Below are 19,876 nucleotides of genomic sequence, written 5' to 3'. Positions count from 1 at the left end.
ATCAACATTAGCCACAGAATCGCGCGTTCACGGGCAGAGCAGATCTGTCGAGCCGGCGGAGAGAGGCAACGGAGCTCTTTGCAGGACGTCGTCCACCGAAATCACCTTGTGGTGGAAACCCGTTGGCGTCATGCCCTGCCATCGGAAACGGCCGACGACGCCGCGGTGATCGAACGCTTTTTCGGCAACCGTGCGTGCCGGGTGAATAATCCCGCCGCTCCGGGGCAGCAGCGGTTACCACAACAGACGCTGCCCGAGATGAGGTCACATGATAGTGCTGGGACTCCTCTTGATCGTACTCGCGGGCGCGGCCGTGGTCGCGGTCTCCTGGGATGAGGCCGCCACAGTCGCCACTCCCGCGTCGTTCACCGTCTTCGACCAGACGATCCATCTCTCCCAGCTGGAGTTCTTCTTCGCCGGTGCCGCCACCGGGGCGCTTTTCCTACTCGGTCTGACGGTCATGTTCAGCGGGATGCGCCGCTCCGCCACGCAGCGGCGCAGGCTCCGTTCCTCCCGGATGGAGGCGCGTGACCGCGTCACCCGCCTGGAGGAGGAGAAGCGGGAGCTGGAGCGGAAGCTGATGGAGACCCCGGTGGCTCCGGCTGCCGCCGCCGTTCCTGTGGTCGACCGGGACCGCGACGTCGTCGACGACCGTGACGAGACGACGGCGCCCGACCCCCGAGTCGAGGTTCCCCGTCAGCACAGCACCGACCAGCTCGTCGCCGGTCGCCACGGGCGCCCGGGAAACGGCCGGTAGCACCTCTCTCCGCCTTCTCCGCCGGTACGGCACGCATGCCGTACCGGCGGTGGCTTTCCGGGAAAAGGCGGCCGTCCGCTGAGACCGGCGGCAGGGGCCCGGCCCGGGCAGCCGGGCGCTCATGACCGGCTGAGCTCCTCCGGCCGGGCCTCCTGTTCCCGTTCGGGGGAGGTCCGTGGAACCCTCCTGCGCTGCAGGAGCATCATGAGGCCGCCCGCCACCAGCCCCCAGAACGCCGCGCCCACCCCGAGCAGCGTCAGCCCCGACGCGGTGACCACGAACGTGACCACCGCCGCCTCCCTGCCCTCCGGCTCGGCCACGGCGGCGGCGATCGCCGAGGCGAGCGCGCCGATCAGCGCGAGACCCGCGACGGCCTCGATGAGCACCGGCGGGGAGAGCAGGACCAGCGCGGTGGCCAGGCCGGATCCGACACCGAGGATGATCATCGAACCTCCGGCGGTGACCGAGGCGATCCAGCGGCGGCCCGGATCGGGGTCGGCGTCCGGACCGGCGGCCAGTGCCGCGGTGATGGCCGCCAGGTTCACCGCGTGCCCGCCCAGGGGTGCTCCGAGGGTGCTGGCCAGGCCGGTGCCGACGAGGATGCCGCGCAGCGGGGGGCGGTAGCCGTACCCGGCGAGGACCGCCATGCCCGGCACGTTCTGCGAGGCCATGGTGACCAGGAACAGCGGGAGCGCAATGCTGATCATGGCCGTGGCGCTCCAGGACGGGACGGTCAGTTCGGCCACCGGGCGTACGTCCACCGCCCCGAGGCCGGGCCCGGTCAGGGCGATGGCCACGACGGCGACCAGCAGGGCTCCCGGAATCGCCCATTTACGGGCGAAACGGCTCAATAGTGCCCAGACGAGCACGACGGGGCCGGCCATCAGCGGCACCTCGCCGAGTGCCCGGACCGGCGCGACACAGAGGTTGAGCAGGACCCCGGCGAGCATGGCGCCGGCGATCGGGGTGGGGATGGCCGCGATCCAGCGCCCCAGCGGGGGGAAGAGCCCCGCGGCCGTGATGAGCAGCCCGGAGACCACGAACGCGCCGACCGCGGCCGGGAAGCCACCCTCGACGGCGCCCGTCGTGACCAGCAGCGCCGCCCCTGGCGTCGACCAGGCGACGGTGATCGGCACGCGCTGCCGCAGGCCCAGCCAGATCGCCACCACACCATTGGCCACGCAGAGCGCGAGCAGGCCGGACGCCGCCTGCCTCTGGTCGGCACCGACCGCCCGGAGCCCGGCCAGCACCACCGCGAAGGAGCTGGCGAAGCCGACCAGCGCGGTCACCACTCCCGCCAGCATGGGCTGAAGAAGGCGCGTCATCCCTGTCATCCTTCTCTTCGGGCCCGTCCCACCGGATCGCCGGTGCGGCACGCCTGAGGCGTTCCGCAAACGGAACGATCGCCATGATGCACCATAGCCTCATGGAGTCCGGCGCACAAAGTCCTCGTCCCGCCCAGGAGACCGGCACATCGGATGTAGGTCAGCGGATCCGTAGGTTACGGGAGGAGCGGAACATCTCGCTCTCCGAACTCGCCCGGCGCGCGGGCATCGGCAAAGCCACGCTCTCGGGACTGGAGAACGGCACCCGCAATCCCACCCTGGAGACGCTCTGGGCGGTCACCGCCCAGCTCGGCGTGCCCCTGGCGCTGGTCCTGGGCACCGACCCCGTCATCCGGGGCACCGCCGTCCAGGGCGTTCTGCTCCAGGTCTTCGAGGACGAGGCCGTCACCTACGAGCTCTACCGGCTGGTGGTCCCGGCGGGCTCCACCCAGGTCTCCCCCGCCCATCACAAGGGCGTCACCGAGCACATCACGGTCTTCGCCGGAACGCTGATCGCCGGCCCGCGGGACGCGCCCCTCATGGCCGGCCCCGGTGAGCACCTCACCTGGCACTCGGACGTCCCGCACACCTACTCCGCGGTCGGCGACCAAGACGTCCAGGCCAGCCTGCTCATCCGCTACCCACGCCGCTGAGAGCGGACAGGGGATCCCGGACCTCGTAGACACCCTCATCGCATCTCAAAAAACCACAAAAGTAATATCTAGCTCATGACACCACGGTCCACGGCAGTGTTGTTCTGGGCCATCGGTGTATTCGCCTACATCGTCGCGGTCTTCCACCGCCAGACCCTCGGCGTCTCCAGTATCGAGGCCGCCGCCCGGCTCGGCGTGGGCATGACCGGACTCTCCACCCTGGCCATGCTGCAGCTGCTGGTCTACGCGGCCATGCAGGTGCCCGTCGGAGTGCTCGTCGACCGGCTCGGCTCCAAGCGCATGCTCATCGCCGGAGCCACCGTGATGGCCTGCGGCCAGCTCGTCTTCGCGCTCTCCGGGGGACCGCTGTCCGGAATCGCGGCCCGGGCGCTGATCGGCTGCGGCGACGCGATGACCTTCATCAGCGTGATCCGGATGGTCAACCTCCACTTTCCAGCCCACCGCAATCCGGTGATGGTCCAGCTCACCGGCCTGCTCGGACAGCTGGGTGCGATCGCCTCGGCGGTACCCCTGATCAACTCCCTGCGTGCCTACGGCTGGACGCCCACCTTCCTGGGCGCCGCCGGCCTGGGCGCGCTGTCGGCGTTCCTTCTGGTCACGGTGTTGCGCGACTCGCGCCCGGAGCGGACGGGCGAACCTCCCGGCCTGAAGGCCGCCTGGGCCGAACCCGGCACCCGTCTGGGCATGTGGACCCACGCCGCCACCCAGTGCTCGGCCGCCGCGTTCCTGCTGCTATGGGGCTACCCGTTCCTGGTCCAGGGACAGGGACTGTCCCCTTCGGCGGCGGGCGTGCTGCTGTCCACGCTGACCCTGTGCGGCATGGCCTGCGGACCACTACTCGGCTACCTCGCCGGGCGGTTTCCGTTCCACCGCTCCCGGATGGTGCTCATCGTGATCGGCACCACTGTCGCGGCGTGGACCGCCGTGCTGGCCTGGCCCGGCCGGGCGCCGCTCTGGCTGCTCGTCCTGCTGGTGGTGGTGCTCGCGGCCAACGGCCCGGCATCGATGATCGGCTTCGACTACGCCAGGACCTTCAACCCGGCCGCCCGGATCGGCACGGCCACCGGCATCGTGAACGGGGGCGGCTTCGTCGCGTCCATGTCGGTGATCGCCCTGGTCGGCGTCACCCTCGACCTGGTCGGAGAGACCGGCCCGGACGCGTTCCGCTGGGCCTTCGCCGTGCAGTACCCCATCTGGGCGCTCGGCGCGGTCCAGGTCTTCCGCTACCGGGGCAAGGCGCGGCGCCTGCTCCTGTCCGTCCAAGCGGCCCAGACCTCCCAGCCCGACGCCTAGCAAACCGGCGTCCGGGGAGGGCCCTCCGCCGGCTCGGTCAGCGGATCTCCGTGAAAGGCTCCGCGAAGTGAGCGGTGGCGATCATCCCCTGGCCGGCCCTGACCCGCTCCAGCAGCTCCACCCTCGTCGCGGCGGCGAGTTCGGGGTCGGCGTCGTAGAGATAGGGGACCTTCGGGTCGGCCAACTGCACCGGGTGCAGCACCACGTCGCCGGTCAACACCAGATCGCCCACCTGGACGACCTGGTGGCCCGGGGTGTGCCCGGGCGTGTGGAACACCCGGACGCCGGGGAGCACGTCCGCCTGACCGTCCACCACCTGCACGCGGTCGCCCAGCGGCCGGACGACATGGCCGAGGACCCCCTCGGCGGCCGTGTCGATCTCGGCCCGCTGGAGAACGTGCCTGGCGTTGGCGAAGACGGGCACGCCGTCGATCACCGCGCCACCCGCGTGGTCGCTGTGCAGGTGCGTGATGACCACCACGTCCACCTCCTCGGGGGCCACCCCCACCCGCGCGAGCTCGGCACCGAGCGCCCCGGGGACCGGCGCCCAGCTCGCCGCGGGCGAGCTCTCCGGACCGATCCCGGTGTCCACCAGCACGGTCCTGCCCACCGCGTCACGGAGCAGATAGCAGTGGAAGTGCAGGACCCACTCGTCGGACTCACCGTGACAGCCCCCAGGGAACATCTCCGGCATCGGGCGCCGGATCGAGTCACCCATCGGCCCTACCGCGTCACACAGCGGGAACACCTCGACACCCGCGACTGTTATGGACTGGTGTGGCATCCGATCTCCTGTTCGGCGCGGATTGACGGTGCTACTGTGATTGTGGGCGTGACGCACTGCTGGCTGAGCCGCGTGCGGTGATCCGCCCCGTTTTCTCTTTTATTCTGCCGCGCCCTCCCAGACGTACGGCCACCCCGTGTCCACCCGGACGCCCGGCCGCACCGCGTCTACCCGGCCGTCGATCTCGACGCCTCCGGCACCCGGCGCGAGGAGATCCTCCTCGACCCGCATGAGCACCAACTCTCCTGGCGGCTCCGCCGTACCCTGGGCGGACTGGAGAAGCAGCAGGCTCTGGAGCTCCTCACCGACAGGCTCCGGGAGACTCCCTCCAACGCCGCCTTCCTCCAGCAGGTCCAGCAGACCGCGTGATCTCTGTGTCCTCTCTCGGGTCCCTCGCTTTCCCGCAGATCCCGTCGGTCGTTTAATCCATGGCAGATCCCGTTATCTCCCTATTAATTTGATCGAATGACACAATTTTTCTCGGCTGCGGGAACCTCCCTCCATTACGAACTGCGCGGCGAGGGCCCGCTGCTCGTCTGCCAGCCCGGTGGCCCCGCCCGCCCGGCGTCGTACCTGGACACCCTCGGCGGCCTGGACCGGCACCGCACCCTGCTCCTGCTCGACCCGCGCGGTGTCGGCGGTTCGGATCCGGCCGAGGACTACGACTTCGCCGCCCTGGCCGAGGACCTGGAGGCGCTCCGCCTTCACCTGGGCGTCGACGACTTCGACCTGCTGGGCCACTCGGCAGGGGCGCTCCCCGCGGTCCTCCACGCCGCCCGCCGTCCCGGACGGGTGCGACGCCTGGTCCTGCTCACCCCGACCCGCCGCCCGATCCCTCCCCAGGACGGGGAGCCCGACCGTGCCGCCCTCGCCCGCGAGCTCTTCGACGGCGAGCCCTGGCTCGACGGCGCCCTCGCCGCCCTGGAGAAGGCCCCCACCGCGTCCGATGACGAGTTTCCCTCTCTGCTCAGGCAGTTCACCCCGGTGTTCTACGGCCGCTGGGACGCCGCCGCTCAGGCTCACGCCTTCCGCCCGGACGACTGCGACTCCGTCCCCGAAGCGGCGGCGGGCTTCGGTGCGTCCCCGTTCGACCCGGCCTCCCTGAGCGCGATCACCGCCCCGGTGACCGTCCTGGCCGGGGACCGCGATGTGAGCGTGGGACTGGCGGCTCCGGCCGTGTGGGCGAGCTGGCTGCCTGGAGCCACGCTCGAATGGCTGCCCGGCTGCGGCCACTTCCCCTGGCTGGAGGACCCCGCCGGGGTCTCACGGGCGATCCTCACGGCACTCGGCACCCCGTCCGACCTCGATGCGAGTGCCATGTGACTCCCGGCTACCCGTAGTTCGGCCATGGCCGGAAAGCGGGATGATGGGGGGATGCTGGCTGACGTCGTCGACTTTCTCATCTGTCCGGTCTGCGGTGACGGGTTCAGCCTGGGCGACCGGGTTCTCCGGTGCCCGCAGGGCCACGCCTTCGACATCGCCAAACAGGGATACGTCAGTCTTCTGACCGGCTCCCAGACCCCCGGCACGGCGGACAGCACCGCCATGGTGGCGGCCAGGGAGGCGTTTCTCGGGGCCGGGTATTTCGGTCCCCTCGCGGAGGCGGTCGCCGGTGCCTGCCGTACCGACGCGAAGGTGGTCGCGGACGCGGGCGCGGGGACCGGGCACTATCTCTCCGCGGCGCTCGACCGGCTCCCGGAAGCCGTCGGGATCGCGCTGGACGTGTCCAAGCACGCGATCAGGCGGGCCGCGCGGGCGCATCCCCGGCTCGGGGCGGTGGTGGCCGACGTGTGGAGGCCGTTGCCCATCGGGGACGGCATGGTGGACGTGGTCCTGAACGTGTTCGCACCCCGCAACGGGGCGGAGTTCGCCCGGGTGCTCGGGGACGACGGCGTACTTATCGTGGTCACACCCACATCGCGGCATCTCGAACCGCTGGTGGAGCGGCTGGGACTGCTCTCGGTGGACGACTCGAAGGAGCGGCGGGTGGCGGAGAGCCTGGGCGGCTATTTCCTCGAAACCGGGCAGAGCGTCCACGAGTTCGGGATGACGCTGGGGCATGGGGCGATCGAGGCCGTCGTGGGGATGGGGCCGAGCGCCTGGCACACCGAACGGGAAGTTATGCGAAGAAAAATAATGAAGCTGCCAGAAACAAACTGTGTGACCGCTTCTTTCCGTATGTCTACATTTCAACCCCTCCCCTGATCAAGCCCTGTACTTGACAGCCACCTTCGGGGCGCATGTTACTGAAGTGGTATTTAGTCCGAAATTCACACACATTACTCAAGCAAATTGAGGGTGGAAGCGACATACTGGACGGCAATCGGCGAGCCCGCGCCTGGACGCCTGAAGCGAATACCTTGACGGAGGGAAGCGCCATATGAAGGCGGAGGAGCGCTGGCAGGCCAGGTTCCAAGCGCCGCGCGTGACGCTGCCCGTGTGGGCGCGCCGGGCTCCCGCCCGGGCCGTCTACCGAAGCAACGCCTCCGGCGCCTGGGAAATCTACACCTGGGATCGGACGACGGGACTCACCCGCCAGGCGACCACCCGGCCCAAGGGCACCGCGCACGGCGCGATCGACCCCACCGGCCAGTCGATCTGGTGGTTCTCCGACACCGATGGTGACGAGCGGGGCCGCTGGATGCGCCAGCCCTTCACCGGCGGCCCCGACGAGCCCGTCGACCTCGAACCCGGCTACCCGGCGGGCATCGCACTGTCCGCGACGGGTGACGCCGCGATCGGTGTCGCCCGGCCCGGCGGAGGTTTCACGATCCACCTCGTACGGCCCGGCCGGCCCGCACAGATGATCTACGAGCACGCCGAGGCCGCCTCCGTGGCCGCCATGTCCCTGGACGGCTCGCTGATCGCGATCAACCACAGCGAGCACGGCGACGCCCGGCACCCCGCGCTGAGAGTGGTCCGGCAGAACGGCGACACCGTCGGCGACCTGCGTGACGGTCCCGGCAGAGGCGTCCTCGGCCTGCACTTCGCGCCCATCCTGGGCGACCGCCGGCTGCTGACCCTGCACGAGCGCAGGGACCGCCGCGAACCGCTGGTCTGGGACCCCGAGAGCGACGAGCAACGGGAGATCTGGCTGCGCGACCCCGGCGAGATCACCGCGGACTGGTACGACGACGGCCGCTCGCTGCTCGTCGTCCGGGCCAACCGCGGCCGCACCCACCTGTACCGCTACGACCTGCCAGGCGGCAGGCTCTTCCCGATCGAGACCCAGCACGGTGTGATCGACGCCGCCGTGCCCCGCCCCGACGGCTCCGTGGAGTACTCCTGGTCCAGCGGCGCCCACCCCCCGGTGATCCGGTCGAGCAACGGCCACGTGGTGCTGAATCACGGCGGCCCCACCTCCCCGCCGTCCGTCCCGGTCGAGGACGTCGACGTGGAGGGCCCCGGCGGGCGGATCCACGCGCTGGTGTCACGGCCCGAGCGCGGCTCGGGACCGTTCCCGACGGTCTTCCTGCTGCACGGCGGCCCAGGCTCGCAGGACAACGACTCCTTCGTGCCCCAGGTCGCCGCATGGGTGGATCTCGGCTTCGCGGTCGTCCGGGTCAACTACCGTGGCTCGACCGGCTACGGCTCGGCCTGGCGGGACGCCCTGACCGGTGAGGTCGGGCACATGGAACTGTCCGACGTGGCCGCCGTCAGGGAGGTCATGGTCGGCCGCGGCGTCGCCGACCCCGACCGGCTCGTCCTGTCCGGTGCCTCCTGGGGCGGCTACCTCACGCTGCTCGGCCTGGGCATCCAGCCCAAGGTGTGGGCGGCGGGTATCGCCACGGCGCCCATCACCGACCACCTGGCCGCCTATGAGGAGGAGACCGAGGCGTTGCGGGCCCACCACCGCGCACTGCTCGGCGGCTCACCCGCCGAGCAGCCGGAGCGGTACGCGAACTGTTCCCCGATCACCTACGTCGACCGGGTCGAGGCCCCGGTGCTGATCCTGGCCGGGGAGAACGACCCGCGCTGCCCGATCGGGCAGATCGACGCCTACGTGTCCCGGCTCGCCGAGCGTGGTCACGAGCACGTGGTCCACCGGTACGAGGCGGGCCACGGCTCGCTGGTCGTCTCCGAGCGCGTCGCACGGATGGCGGCCCAGCTCGAATTCGCACGCAAGTACGTCAGGACAGAGGTCTGACACGCCTGTCGTGAGGTGACGCGGGCGGCTGCGGGCCCAGACCGCCACCGAGCTGAGAATCATGACGGGGATGCCGTACCTGGTGACCTTCCCGGCCCCCTGCCGGGGCCGGGAAGGTCACTTCTCTCAGAGATCCAGCCCGACCAGCAGCGGGTCGTGGTCGGAGGAGCGGTAGGCGTCCGGCGCGTACAGGTACGACGGGTTGAACTCGGTGTTGTAGTCCATGAACCGGCCCTCATCGGAGTTGATGTGCCAGATGGTGGCACCGGTCACCAGCTTGCTCAGGCTCTTGTCGGCCAGGGCGTGGTCAAGTTCACCGGAGAGACCGTCGAAGACGTAGCTGTAGCGGTCCTTGGTCGAGACGTACTTCTTGCTCAGGCTGGTCAGTCCGGCCTTCTCCATGGTGTGGATCGGGTCCTCCTCGCCGTAGGCGTTGATGTCGCCGAGGACGAGCGTGTTCTGCAGCTTGAGGCTGTCGACCAGAGCCAGCAGGGCCTCGGCCTGCTTGACCCGCTTGGCGTTGTAGCAGCTCTGGCCGTCACCCTGGTCGGCGTCGGCGCCCCTGGCGTCGCCATCGGCGTCGGTGCAGCCCTTGGACTTGAAGTGGTTGACCAGCACGGTGAAGGTCTGGCCCTTCCCGTTGGCCTTGCGGAACGTCTGGACCATCGGAGGCCGGTTGAAGATCGGGTCGGACGAGGACTGCGCCGCGCCGACCGGGGTGACCTTGGCCGGCTTGTAGATCAGCGCGGTCTGGATGGCGTCGGTGCCCGGGTTGGGGTGGGTGATCGCCTTGTAGGTGCCCGCGCCGGCCTTGGCGTTGAGCGCGTCGACCAGGGTGTTCAGCGCCACGTCGGAGTTACGCTCGACCTCCATCAGCCCGGCCACGTCGGGGTCGAGCCCCAGGATGTTGGCGGCCAGCTTGGCGAGCTGACGGTCCCGCTCCACGGCGGTGGTCGCGCCCCGGGACTTGAGCGTGGTGAACCAGTTGAGCGTGTTGAGGCTCGCCACCCGGATGTTGCCGCCGACCTTCGCGGGCTTGGCGGGACGCGGGTTCTCCGGCTCGAAGACGACCGACTGGGTCGGCTGGACGCGGTAGACACCGAAGCCGTAGGTGAGCACCCCGGTCAGGTCCTTAGCCACGTCGCCGATCCGGACAGTGTTCGAACCCTTGGAGTGGTAGGGCAGGGTCGGCATGTTCTGCACGTTGGAACCGTCGTCGAGCAGGATCTTCCGCCGCGCGTCCTCTTCGGTGTTCACGCCCTTGCGGTCGGTCGGCTGCCACATCCGGCCGCCCTCCGCGAGGGTGATCTCGCCGTACCGGCCGAGGTTGTAGATCTCCGAGGCGGCCAGCTCGCCCTTGAACTTGACGAGCATGCCCTCGTAACGCTCGAAGGTGACCCCCTTCTTGAGCGGCAGCTTCACCTCGGTCGGCTTGATGGTGCCGGTGCCGCAGACGTTGACCACGGTGGCCGGCGAGATCTCGGTGAGACCGCTGAACTCGATCGCCTTGCCGGAGACGAGCACCCGGTCACCGACCTTGACCGGCGAGGAGGAGACCACGAACAGGCCCTCGGAGGTCGCCGGGTCGTTGTCGGGCTTGGGGTCCTGGATGTAGAAGCCGTTGAACTGGCCGGCTCCCTGGAAGGTGCCGGTGACGACGCCCTCGACCCGGACGTCCTGCCCGGCGACCGGGCTGACGTCGCCGCTCCCCTGCACCTGCGCGATCCGGTGCGTGATCGGGGTGTCGCACGTGTCGGTCGGCGTGGGAGTGGGAGTGGGGGTGGGGGTGTCCGAGGGCGACGGGGACGGGGACGGGTCGCCACCGTCGCACGGGGCCGGCGCAGTGGCGCTGTTGCGCGGGGCGGGGACCGCGGCGTCGAAGTCGGCGCCGTTGTCGTCGGTGTCGGCGCAGCCGCCGTTCTTGCGGACCGCGGCGGTGGTGTTGGTGAGGGCGGGCGCGGGGGTGCCCTCGGAGAAGTTCGTCGCGCCGTACCCGACCAGGTCGGCGATGAGCGCGAGCTGCCCGTCGGCGCAGGGGGCGCTGGAGCCGTTGCAGGCCAGGCCGTCGGCGGAGCGGACCAGCGCCACCTTACCCGCGGTGCCACTCATGTTGGTGGTACCGACGCTGTCGGGCTCGGGCAGCGAGCCACTGGCGGTGGTACCCGCGGCGAGCTGGACCAGGTGGTACTGGCCGGGGGCCAGAGTGCCGGTCAGGTTGGTCTTGTTGGCGGAGAAGTTTCCGGTTCCGGTGGCGCTGGTGTACTGCACCGACCAGCCGTCCACCGAGACGGGGGCGGAACTGCGGTTGAACAGTTCGACGTAGTCGTTGGTGAAGGGGGCGCCGGAGTTTCCGCCTCCGCCGAACACCTGACTGATTACCACGGTCCCCGGCGCCGCGGTGGCGGGGGTTGAGGAGAGGGCGATGATCGAGCCGGCGGTGACGCCGGTAGTCACAAGGATCGCAAGTGCCCGGAGTGTTGGACGCATGGATGGGAGGGTAAAGGGGCAAATAGGTCAATATCATGTCTAAAGAGTGGATCGGTCATGAAATCTCAAATATTGACACTTTCTGTCAATATCGAGACCAGTGATCTGGCGTCAGATGCCGTAGCGGACGGTCCACCGTTGCCTGTCGGGGAACGGGAGGCGTAGCCGCCTCCGCCGCTAACGGGCGCGCAGGACCACGATCGCCATGTCGTCCGCGCTCGGCTCGGGGGCGAAGTCCTGTACGGCCCGGCGGATCCGCTCGGCGACCGCCCCCGCCGACAGTCCCACGCACTCGGCGAGCAGCTTGGCCAGCCCACCGTCGTCGTCGAGCAGCCGGCCGTCCTGACGCCGCTCGGTCACCCCGTCGGTCACCGCGAGAAGCACATCACCGGGGTCGAGATGGACGAGCTCGGTCTTGAAGGTCGCCTCGGGGAAGACCCCCAGTAGCGGCTGGGAGGTCACCACCGTCTCCACCACACCGGTGGGCCGCAGCCGCAGCGCCTCGGGATGACCGGCCGAGACCATCCACACGTCCAGGCCGGTCGGCACGGGTTTGATCTCACCGTGCAGCAGGGTCAGGAAGCGTGCCCGATCCCCCTCGTCCAGGATCGCCTGGTTGAGACGGTCGAGGACGGCCGCCACGCCGTACCCCTCCCTGGCGAGCAGGCGCAGGGTGTGACGGGCCAGGCCGGTGACCGCGGCCGCCTCGGGGCCGGTGCCGCAGACGTCGCCGACGGCGAACCGCCAGGAGCCGTCCCCTGCCGCGAAGAGGTCGTAGAAGTCACCGCCGACCTCGTTGGTCTCTCCCGCGGGCTCATAGACCACCGCGGGATCGAGCCCCGGGATCTCGCCCGGCTCGTTGGGGGGCAGCAGGCTGCGCTGCAGAGCCCGGTTGGCCGCCGCCTGGGTGGCGTAGAGCCGGGCGTTGTCCATGGCGAGGGCCGCGCGGCGGCCGATGTCCTCGGCGTACTGGAAGACGTCCTCGGCGAACCGGTCCGGCCGTCCCAGGCACATCGCCCCCAGCGCCCGCCCTCGCGCGAGCAGCGGTATGACGAGCATCTGCGAGTCGCCGAGCTGCATGGACCCACCGGCCTGCGGAATCTGGGCCGTGACGAGCTCCTCGCGCAGTTCGTCGATGCGCTGCTCGTCGGTGTGCCACAGGTAGGCCGGTCGCTGCGGGCCGCCGTCGTCGCTCCACGTGTAGACCGCGCACCAGGTGGCCAGCCGGGGCACGACGATCTGCGAGATGATCGCGGGCACCATGTCCGGATCGAGGGTGCCGGCCAGCAGATCGCTGGCGTCCGCGAGGAAACCCAGCCAGACCGGCCCCCGGCTCGGCCGCTCGGTGGACCACTCCGCGGCCACCCGCTCGGCGGACCCGGGCAGATTCAGCCTTGCCCAGTGGACACGATGCTCTCCCGCGTAGGTGACGCCCCACTCCTCGACCGGCACGGCAGGACCGCCGGAGGGTGCCCCGAAAACACCCTTCTGGCGCACCTCGATCTGGACACCGTTCCCGAGATGGCTCCAGATGACCTCGAACGGCACCTCGGCCACCTGTGCGGCGAACCCTTCCGCCAGCTGCTCGGCCGAGGCGAGCAGGGGCGTGGCGGCCCAGGCGGTCATCACCTCTCGGGTGAACCGTCTGGCAGCGGGGACGGCCGTGTCTCCTGGGGCGAACGTCGCGGCCAGGACGGCTCGGGAAGCGTTGCTCATCGTTCCGATGCCTACCACACTTCTTGTCGGCATGGGGTAATCGAAGGCGGGACCACGGGTTGCGCACCGTGACAGACTGGGATTACTCGCGGCTGCGCCCCCCGGGAGTCAAGGAGGTCACATGACCACGGCCAACCCCGTGCCTGACGTCGAGGAGCGACGTTACAGCGAATCGGATCTGAAGCCGATTCTCCAGACACTCATCACCTGGCGCGACGGCGACTTCCGCCGCCGGGTGCCGCATGCTCCTCCTGGGATTCTGAGTGAGATCCGCCTGCTGCTCAACGAGGTCGCCGACCGCCGCGAGCACCTCGCCAACGAGCTCCACCGGGTCCGCCGCGAGGTGGTGAGGGAGGGCCGGTTCGGTGAGCGCCTCACCGCGGGTCCAGGCGTGGGCTCCTGGGCGGAGAGCGTCGACTCGGTGAACTCGCTGATCGACGCCCTGGTGGGGCCGGTCAGCGGGGCCGCGGACGTGATCGACGCGGTGGCCAAGGGAGACCTGTCCCGGCGGATCGACCTCGATCGCAGCGCGCGAGGCGAGGTACGCCGTCTCGGCAAGGCGATCAACGGCATGGTCGACCAGCTCTCCCTGTTCACCTCCGAGGTGACACGCGTGGCGCGCGAGGTGGGCACCGAGGGCCGTCTGGGCGGCCGGGCGAACGTGCGGGGCATGTCGGGGAGCTGGCGGGACCTCACCGAGGCCGTGAACACCATGTCCAGCCGTGTCTCCGCCCAGGTCCGTGACATCGCGCTGGTCACCACGGCGGTCGCGCGGGGCGATCTGAGTCGCAAGGTCACCGTCGACGCGGTCGGCGAGATGTTCGAGCTGAAGAACACCGTCAACACGATGGTGGACCAGCTGTCGGCGTTCGCCGAGGAGGTCACCCGGGTCGCCCGCGAGGTCGGCACCGAGGGCGAGCTCGGCGGCCAGGCCCAGGTCCGGGGCGTCTCCGGCGTGTGGAAGGACCTCACCGACAACGTCAACGTCATGGCGAGCAACCTGACCACCCAGGTCCGGGCCATCGCGGCGGTGTCGACGGCGGTGGCCCAGGGCGACCTGTCCAAGAAGATCACCGCGGACGCGCAGGGCGAGATCCTCCAGCTCAAGGACACCCTCAACACCATGGTCGACCAGCTGTCGATGTTCGCCGACGAGGTCACCCGCGTCGCCCGCGAGGTCGGCACCGAAGGCCAGCTCGGCGGCCAGGCCCGCGTCCGGGGCGTCTCCGGCGTGTGGAAGGACCTCACCGACAACGTCAACTCCATGGCCAACAACCTGACCTACCAGGTGCGCAACATCGCCGAGGTCACCACCGCCGTCGCCACCGGCGACCTGACCCGCAAGATCGACGTGGACGCGCAGGGCGAGATCCTCGCCCTGAAGACCACCATCAACACCATGGTCGACCAGCTGTCCTCCTTCGCCTCCGAGGTGAGCCGGGTCGCCCGTGAGGTCGGCTCGGAGGGACAGCTCGGCGGCCAGGCCCAGGTCCGGGGCGTCTCCGGCACCTGGAAGGACCTCACCGACAACGTCAACGTCATGGCCAACAACCTGACCACCCAGGTGCGGCAGATCGCGGCGGTGTCCACCGCGGTGGCCCAGGGCAACCTGTCCAAGAAGATCACCGCGGACGCGCAGGGCGAGATCCTCCAGCTCAAGGACACCCTCAACACCATGGTCGACCAGCTGTCGATGTTCGCCGACGAGGTCACCCGCGTCGCCCGCGAGGTCGGCACCGAAGGCCAGCTCGGCGGCCAGGCCCGCGTCCGAGGCGTCTCCGGCGTCTGGCAGGACCTCACCGACAACGTCAACTCCATGGCCAACAACCTGACCTACCAGGTGCGCAACATCGCCGAGGTCACCACCGCCGTCGCCAACGGCAACCTGACCCGCAAGATCGACGTGAACGCGCAGGGCGAGATCCTCGCCCTGAAGACCACCATCAACACCATGGTCGACCAGCTGTCCTCCTTCGCCTCCGAGGTCACCCGGGTCGCCCGTGAGGTCGGCTCCGAAGGCCAGCTCGGCGGCCAGGCCCGCGTGGAGGGCGCCGAGGGCATCTGGAAGCGGCTCACCGAGAACGTCAACGAGCTGGCGGGCCGCCTCACCACGCAGGTCCGCGCCATCGCCGAGGTCACCACCGCCGTCGCCCGCGGCGACCTGACCCGCTCGATCACCGTCGACGCCGAAGGTGAGATCGGCGAGCTCAAGGACAACATCAACACGATGGTGTCCGTGCTCCGCGACACCACCACCGCCAACCAGGAACAGGACTGGCTGAAGTCCAACCTGGCGCGGATCTCCCGCCTCATGCAGGGGCACCGCGACCTGATGGAGGTCGCCAAGCTGATCATGAGCGAGCTGACCCCGCTGGTCTCCGCGCACTACGGCGCCTTCTACCTGGCCGAACCCACCGGCGACCACGACCTCTACCTGATCGCCGGGTACGGCGCGCGCGCCGGCTCGAAGATCCGCCAGCGCTTCGCGGTCGGCGAGGGGATCGTGGGACAGGCCGCGTTCGAGGGCAAGCGGATCATCCTGGAGAGCGTTCCCGCGCAGTACCTCACCGTGGACACCGGTCTCAGCTCCTCCGCTCCCGCCCAGATCGTCGTGCTGCCGATCCTGTTCGAGACCCAGGTGCTGGGCGTCCTGGAACTGGCCTCGTTCAGCCAGTTCGGTGAGGTCCACCACGACTTCATGACCCAGCTCGTCGAGACCATCGGCGTCACGATGAACACGATCATCGCCAACTCCCGGACCGAGGACCTGCTGACCGAGTCACAGCGCCTCACCACCGAGCTGCAGGAACGCTCCGACGAACTCCAGCGCCAGCAGGAGGAGCTGCGCCGCTCCAACGCCGAGCTGGAGGACAAGGCCGCGCTGCTGGCCAAGCAGAACCGGGCCATCGAGATCCAGAACTTCCAGATCGAGCAGGCCCGCCGTACGTTGGAGGAGCGCGCCGAGCAGCTCGCGGTCTCCTCGCGCTACAAGTCCGAGTTCCTGGCCAACATGTCCCATGAGCTGCGCACCCCGCTGAACAGCCTGCTGGTGCTGGCCAAGCTGCTCACCGAGAACGCCGAGGGCAACCTCACCCTCCAGCAGGTGGAGTTCGCCCGGACCATCCACGGCGCCGGCTCCGCACTGCTCCAGCTGATCAACGACATCCTCGACCTGTCCAAGGTCGAGGCCGGGCGGATGGACATCCACCCCCAGCAGATCTCCCTGCCCAAGCTCGTCGACTACTTCGAGGCCACCTTCGCGCCGCTGGCCCAGGACAAGGGCCTGTCGTTCGCGGTCGAGGTGGACCCGTCGGTCCCGCAGGAGCTCCGCACCGACGAGCAGCGCCTCCAGCAGGTGCTGCGCAACCTGCTCTCCAACGCGATCAAGTTCACCCCCAAGGGTGAGGTACGGCTGCGCGTGATCCACGCCCAGCGCGCCGTGGCCTTCGTGGACGACACCCTGCGCGGCGCCGACGGCATCCTGGCCTTCGAGGTGGTGGACACCGGCATCGGCATAGCCGCCGACAAGCTGGAGGTCATCTTCGAGGCGTTCCGCCAGGCGGACGGGACCACCAGCCGCAAGTACGGCGGGACGGGCCTGGGCCTGTCCATCTGCCGCGAGATCGCCCGCCTGCTCGGTGGCGAGATCCACGTGGTCAGCGAGGTCGGCCAGGGAAGCACCTTCACCCTCTACCTGCCGCCGTCCTATGGCGGCCCGCTGGCCTCGCGCGACGGCGGGGCGGCCGCGCCGAACTCCTCGCCTCGCGGCCAGACGCTCATCGGGGTGCTGGAGGAACCCGACGACCTACCGGATGTAACGCTGCCGGACGACCTGCCGGTCTCGCACTTCCCGCAGAACGAAGGCCCACCGTGGAAGGGTGGCGACGACCCTCTCTCCGGAGCCAAGATCCTGATCGTGGACGACGACATCCGTAACGTTTTCGCGCTGACCAGCGTCCTCGAACGGTACGGCTCCACGGTGGTCTACGCGGAGAACGGCCGCGAGGGCATCGAGCAGCTGGAGCGCAACGAGGATGTCGCGCTGGTTCTGATGGACATCATGATGCCCGAGATGGACGGTTGGGCCACCACGTCCGCGATCCGCCGCATGCCTCAGTTCGCCGACCTGCCGATCATCGCTCTTACCGCTAAGGTCATGCAGGGCGACCGGGAGAAGAGCATCGCGTCCGGCGCCTCCGACTACGTGCCCAAGCCCGTGGACGTCGACCGCCTGCTGGAACGCCTGCGCGGCTGGCTCACCCGAGGCAAGGTAGCCGACGACTCCGGTGAGGGGGCGTGATGATGCCGGACCGCGCCAAGATCCTCCTGGTGGACGACCGGGAGGAGAATCTGATCGCACTCGAGGCCATCCTCAGCTCTCTCGACCTGCTGCCTGTCCGTGCCAGGTCCGGTGAGGAGGCGCTCAAGGCCCTGCTGAACACCGAGTTCGCGCTGATCCTGCTGGATGTGCGCATGCCCGGGATGGACGGCTTCGAGACCGCCTCCCACATCAAGCGCCGCGAACGCACGCGCAACATCCCGATCATCTTCCTGACCGTGGTCGACAGCGCCCCCGACTACGCCTTCCGCAGCTACGCCGCCGGCGCCGTCGACTACCTCACCAAGCCGTTCGACCCCTGGGTGCTCCGGGCCAAGGTCGCGGTGTTCGTCGAGCTTTACAACATGAACCGCCGCCTGGCCGAACAGGCCTCCATGCTCCGCGAGCGTCTCGGCGCCGAACTTCCCCCGGGCGACGCGGCCGGCCAGGCAGCCGTGCTCCCCGAGCTGTCCAGACGCCTCACCGCGGTCGAAGACGAGCTCGTCCGGGTCAGCGAGGTGGCTCGCAAGACCAACGACCCGAGCCTCACCGGCCCGCTCTCCGACCTCTCCCACCGTCTCAAGCATCTCCGGGCAGGCTTCAACGCGCTCACCTGACCGCCTCGGCACCGTACGGCTCAATCATCGCGCCCGGCCGAGGAGGAGCAGGCGCCACAGCTGTTCGGCCTCGTCTGTCCGCAGCCAGTCACTCTCATGCACGACCACACCGCCAGAGCGACAGGTCCGGCGGATGAACATCAACCCACCTCCCTGGCACAGTTCGTAACTGACCGCACGACAGTCACAGGTGTGCTCGCGGACCCGGATCCGATCGGCACGCGGAGCCGCCGACCGCCAGGTCACCAACCTGTGCTCCGCCTGCAAGGGGGCCGCGTGCATGCCGTGGTGGCGGCCGGCCCCATGGCGGAGAACGCTCATCGCCTCACCTCAGGCCTTCCTGGTCGTGCAGGATCTCCACGAGGGCCGGGAGGTCGCCGGCATGGACGGTCCGCTGGAGGCCCGCCTCGATCTGCAGCCCCGTCAGCGCCTCCCCGCTCCGAGACGCGTAGAAGACACCCCCATCGCTGCAGAACATCGACCAGGCCGGGAAGGCTGCGCGGATCGCGTCGAGGTTGTGACTCACAGAGGTCATGACACCACAAGTGAAGCTTCAGCTAGCGGCGAGCGCGTTCCAGGGCGTCCCAGAAACCTCTGCGGAGGGCGTGGCGGACCTCATCGTGGAGGAGGAAGTCGATCGGCAGGGAGGAGCCCTGGAGAAGACGGGCCTCCAGGTCGGAAGGCATCCGAGGCTTGCGGGCGAGCACGGCCTCCAGCCACAGGGCGGGAGCGTCCTTGGCGACGGACTCGCCGAAGTCGTGACCTTCCTTGTGGGCGGCCTTCACGGCGTCGGAGAGGGTGGTCGTACTGCTGTTGGCCATGTTCTGGACCGGCACGGGAGCCGCCTGGGGACCGGTGTAGGCACCGAGCTGGCCAGGCTGGTAACTGGGCATGCTGCCGGTGTTGCCCGAGCCGTACTGCGGGGTGGCCGGCATCGGACCGGTCGGACCGTTGGGGGCCGGCAGAGGTGACGGGACCGGCAGAGGTGACGGGGACAGGGCCGGCGCCTGCTGCGGGGGAGCCGGAGCCGGTGGGGGCTCGTGGTTGTAGCTCGGGTAGGACGGTAGCGCGGGCTGAGGGGGAGCGGGGGCGGGACGGGGAGCCGAGGGGGCGGTGGGCGGAGCGCCGTTGTCATTGGTGGTGGGGGGAGCCGCGACCTGGCCGTTGCCGACCGGCTGGTGGCCGTTGCCCAGGGGAGGTGTCTCCACGACTCCACCGGCCAGACTGACGTACGGCCTCAGATGGCTGCCGCCGATCTCGATCAGATCGTCGCCCTCCTGGCGGAGCGAACGGGACACCGCCCAGCTGCCGTCGGCGGTGATGTGCACCACGGTGACGCGGATACCGAGGTCCTGGGCATCGCAGACGACCTGCGCCAGATCCTCGTCGCCGCTGACGACCACCGCGTCGCAGACCGCGTTGTTGCGGGCCAGCGTCATCAGGTCGCGGTGGACCTGGGCGTCCACTCCCTCGCGGCGGCCAGGGCGGATGCGCGACAGCCTGAGCTTGAGGCCGGGGATGTCGGCCAGTGCGTCGTGCTCAGCGGTACGGCGGCCCTCGACGCTCGCCTCGTACCAGTAGCAGCGCAGCAGCGGTAGCCCGGTGCGCTCCTTGGACAGGTTGCTGAGCAGCTTCAGCAGGCCCGGATAGTCCCAGGAGACTGCCTCGCGATGGCGAGTCCCATGCACGGCCATCGCGCCGTCGGCCAGCAGGTAGCCTGCGTCCACGAACAGCGCGCAGCGATCCACGCGACACCGC

Annotated in this window: 15 protein-coding genes; 8 read left to right on the top strand and 7 right to left on the bottom strand. The window is 69.5% G+C overall.

Annotated features, from left to right (window positions below; translation table 11 throughout):
• The first annotated feature begins 268 nt into the window (after positions 1-268).
• On the top strand, positions 269-757 hold the full coding sequence (locus tag ACIN94_RS01525) for a hypothetical protein (protein ID WP_400698055.1): 489 nt from the start codon (positions 269-271) through the stop codon (positions 755-757).
• Positions 758-876: 119 nt separating this feature from the next.
• On the opposite strand, the gene ACIN94_RS01520 is transcribed toward ACIN94_RS01525, so the two are convergent.
• Complete coding sequence (locus tag ACIN94_RS01520; protein ID WP_400698053.1) at positions 877-2,082, bottom strand: benzoate/H(+) symporter BenE family transporter; 1,206 nt, start codon at positions 2,080-2,082, stop codon at positions 877-879.
• Positions 2,083-2,183: 101 nt separating this feature from the next.
• Here ACIN94_RS01520 and ACIN94_RS01515 point away from each other — a divergent pair, with 101 nt between their 5' ends.
• On the top strand, positions 2,184-2,735 hold the full coding sequence (locus ACIN94_RS01515) for a helix-turn-helix domain-containing protein (RefSeq protein WP_400698051.1): 552 nt from the start codon (positions 2,184-2,186) through the stop codon (positions 2,733-2,735).
• A 75-nt stretch (positions 2,736-2,810) separates the two neighbouring features.
• Positions 2,811-4,049: a nitrate/nitrite transporter gene (locus tag ACIN94_RS01510; RefSeq protein WP_400698048.1), complete on the top strand. Its 1,239-nt coding sequence runs from the start codon at positions 2,811-2,813 to the stop codon at positions 4,047-4,049.
• A gap of 37 nt (positions 4,050-4,086) precedes the next feature.
• Here ACIN94_RS01510 and ACIN94_RS01505 read toward each other — a convergent pair whose 3' ends face one another.
• Complete coding sequence (locus tag ACIN94_RS01505) at positions 4,087-4,833, bottom strand: MBL fold metallo-hydrolase (protein WP_400698045.1); 747 nt, start codon at positions 4,831-4,833, stop codon at positions 4,087-4,089.
• A 99-nt stretch (positions 4,834-4,932) separates the two neighbouring features.
• A complete protein-coding gene (locus tag ACIN94_RS01500; protein ID WP_400698042.1) occupies positions 4,933-5,070 on the bottom strand; it encodes a hypothetical protein in 138 nt (45 codons plus the stop codon).
• Between the two features lie 228 nt (positions 5,071-5,298).
• Here ACIN94_RS01500 and ACIN94_RS01495 point away from each other — a divergent pair, with 228 nt between their 5' ends.
• The 3 genes from ACIN94_RS01495 to ACIN94_RS01485 all read left to right on the top strand — a co-directional run bounded on the left by ACIN94_RS01495 (position 5,299) and on the right by ACIN94_RS01485 (position 8,980).
• The gene (locus ACIN94_RS01495; protein WP_400698039.1) at positions 5,299-6,156 is read left to right on the top strand and encodes an alpha/beta fold hydrolase; all 858 of its coding nucleotides are present in this window, start codon (positions 5,299-5,301) and stop codon (positions 6,154-6,156) included.
• Between the two features lie 51 nt (positions 6,157-6,207).
• Positions 6,208-7,038, top strand: a complete 831-nt coding sequence (locus ACIN94_RS01490) for a putative RNA methyltransferase (protein WP_400698036.1) — start codon at positions 6,208-6,210, stop codon at positions 7,036-7,038.
• A gap of 175 nt (positions 7,039-7,213) precedes the next feature.
• Entirely contained in the window at positions 7,214-8,980 is a 1,767-nt protein-coding gene (locus ACIN94_RS01485; protein ID WP_400698033.1) for a S9 family peptidase, read from the top strand.
• A gap of 126 nt (positions 8,981-9,106) precedes the next feature.
• On the opposite strand, the gene ACIN94_RS01480 is transcribed toward ACIN94_RS01485, so the two are convergent.
• Together ACIN94_RS01480 and ACIN94_RS01475 are read right to left on the bottom strand one after the other, a co-directional pair.
• Positions 9,107-11,467: an ExeM/NucH family extracellular endonuclease gene (locus ACIN94_RS01480; protein WP_400698030.1), complete on the bottom strand. Its 2,361-nt coding sequence runs from the start codon at positions 11,465-11,467 to the stop codon at positions 9,107-9,109.
• A 177-nt stretch (positions 11,468-11,644) separates the two neighbouring features.
• Positions 11,645-13,183 (bottom strand): PP2C family protein-serine/threonine phosphatase, encoded by a 1,539-nt coding sequence (locus ACIN94_RS01475; RefSeq protein ID WP_400698028.1) that lies wholly within the window; start codon positions 13,181-13,183, stop codon positions 11,645-11,647.
• A gap of 121 nt (positions 13,184-13,304) precedes the next feature.
• Between ACIN94_RS01475 and ACIN94_RS01470 the strand changes: the two genes are divergently transcribed.
• On the top strand, positions 13,305-17,483 hold the full coding sequence (locus ACIN94_RS01470; RefSeq protein ID WP_400698024.1) for a HAMP domain-containing protein: 4,179 nt from the start codon (positions 13,305-13,307) through the stop codon (positions 17,481-17,483).
• Positions 17,484-17,485: 2 nt separating this feature from the next.
• Positions 17,486-18,118, top strand: coding sequence for a two-component system response regulator (locus tag ACIN94_RS01465; protein ID WP_400699921.1), 633 nt, complete (start codon positions 17,486-17,488; stop codon positions 18,116-18,118).
• A 325-nt stretch (positions 18,119-18,443) separates the two neighbouring features.
• On the opposite strand, the gene ACIN94_RS01460 is transcribed toward ACIN94_RS01465, so the two are convergent.
• Both ACIN94_RS01460 and ACIN94_RS01455 read right to left on the bottom strand, forming a co-directional pair.
• On the bottom strand, positions 18,444-18,653 hold the full coding sequence (locus ACIN94_RS01460) for a hypothetical protein (protein ID WP_400698021.1): 210 nt from the start codon (positions 18,651-18,653) through the stop codon (positions 18,444-18,446).
• 22 nt (positions 18,654-18,675) lie between these two features.
• Complete coding sequence (locus tag ACIN94_RS01455) at positions 18,676-19,866, bottom strand: NYN domain-containing protein (RefSeq protein WP_400698019.1); 1,191 nt, start codon at positions 19,864-19,866, stop codon at positions 18,676-18,678.
• Positions 19,867-19,876 lie beyond the last annotated feature (10 nt).

This window comes from Streptosporangium sp. NPDC087985 (genome assembly GCF_044741965.1).
Taxonomy (GTDB): Bacteria; Actinomycetota; Actinomycetes; order Streptosporangiales; family Streptosporangiaceae; genus Streptosporangium.
This window is presented reverse-complemented; position numbering and strand designations above follow the sequence as displayed.

What these genes read in the sequence shown, in the direction of transcription:
- ACIN94_RS01525 (WP_400698055.1), top strand. Translation starts at nt 269, where the DNA reads ATGATAGTGCTGGGACTCCTCTTGATCGTACTCGCGGGCGCGGCCGTG.
- ACIN94_RS01495 (WP_400698039.1), top strand. Translation starts at nt 5,299, where the DNA reads ATGACACAATTTTTCTCGGCTGCGGGAACCTCCCTCCATTACGAACTG.
- ACIN94_RS01520 (WP_400698053.1), bottom strand. Translation starts at nt 2,082, where the DNA reads ATGACGCGCCTTCTTCAGCCCATGCTGGCGGGAGTGGTGACCGCGCTG.
- ACIN94_RS01475 (WP_400698028.1), bottom strand. Translation starts at nt 13,183, where the DNA reads ATGAGCAACGCTTCCCGAGCCGTCCTGGCCGCGACGTTCGCCCCAGGA.
- ACIN94_RS01480 (WP_400698030.1), bottom strand. Translation starts at nt 11,467, where the DNA reads ATGCGTCCAACACTCCGGGCACTTGCGATCCTTGTGACTACCGGCGTC.
- ACIN94_RS01510 (WP_400698048.1), top strand. Translation starts at nt 2,811, where the DNA reads ATGACACCACGGTCCACGGCAGTGTTGTTCTGGGCCATCGGTGTATTC.
- ACIN94_RS01465 (WP_400699921.1), top strand. Translation starts at nt 17,486, where the DNA reads ATGCCGGACCGCGCCAAGATCCTCCTGGTGGACGACCGGGAGGAGAAT.
- ACIN94_RS01460 (WP_400698021.1), bottom strand. Translation starts at nt 18,653, where the DNA reads ATGACCTCTGTGAGTCACAACCTCGACGCGATCCGCGCAGCCTTCCCG.
- ACIN94_RS01490 (WP_400698036.1), top strand. Translation starts at nt 6,208, where the DNA reads ATGCTGGCTGACGTCGTCGACTTTCTCATCTGTCCGGTCTGCGGTGAC.
- ACIN94_RS01485 (WP_400698033.1), top strand. Translation starts at nt 7,214, where the DNA reads ATGAAGGCGGAGGAGCGCTGGCAGGCCAGGTTCCAAGCGCCGCGCGTG.
- ACIN94_RS01470 (WP_400698024.1), top strand. Translation starts at nt 13,305, where the DNA reads ATGACCACGGCCAACCCCGTGCCTGACGTCGAGGAGCGACGTTACAGC.
- ACIN94_RS01515 (WP_400698051.1), top strand. Translation starts at nt 2,184, where the DNA reads ATGGAGTCCGGCGCACAAAGTCCTCGTCCCGCCCAGGAGACCGGCACA.
- ACIN94_RS01505 (WP_400698045.1), bottom strand. Translation starts at nt 4,833, where the DNA reads ATGCCACACCAGTCCATAACAGTCGCGGGTGTCGAGGTGTTCCCGCTG.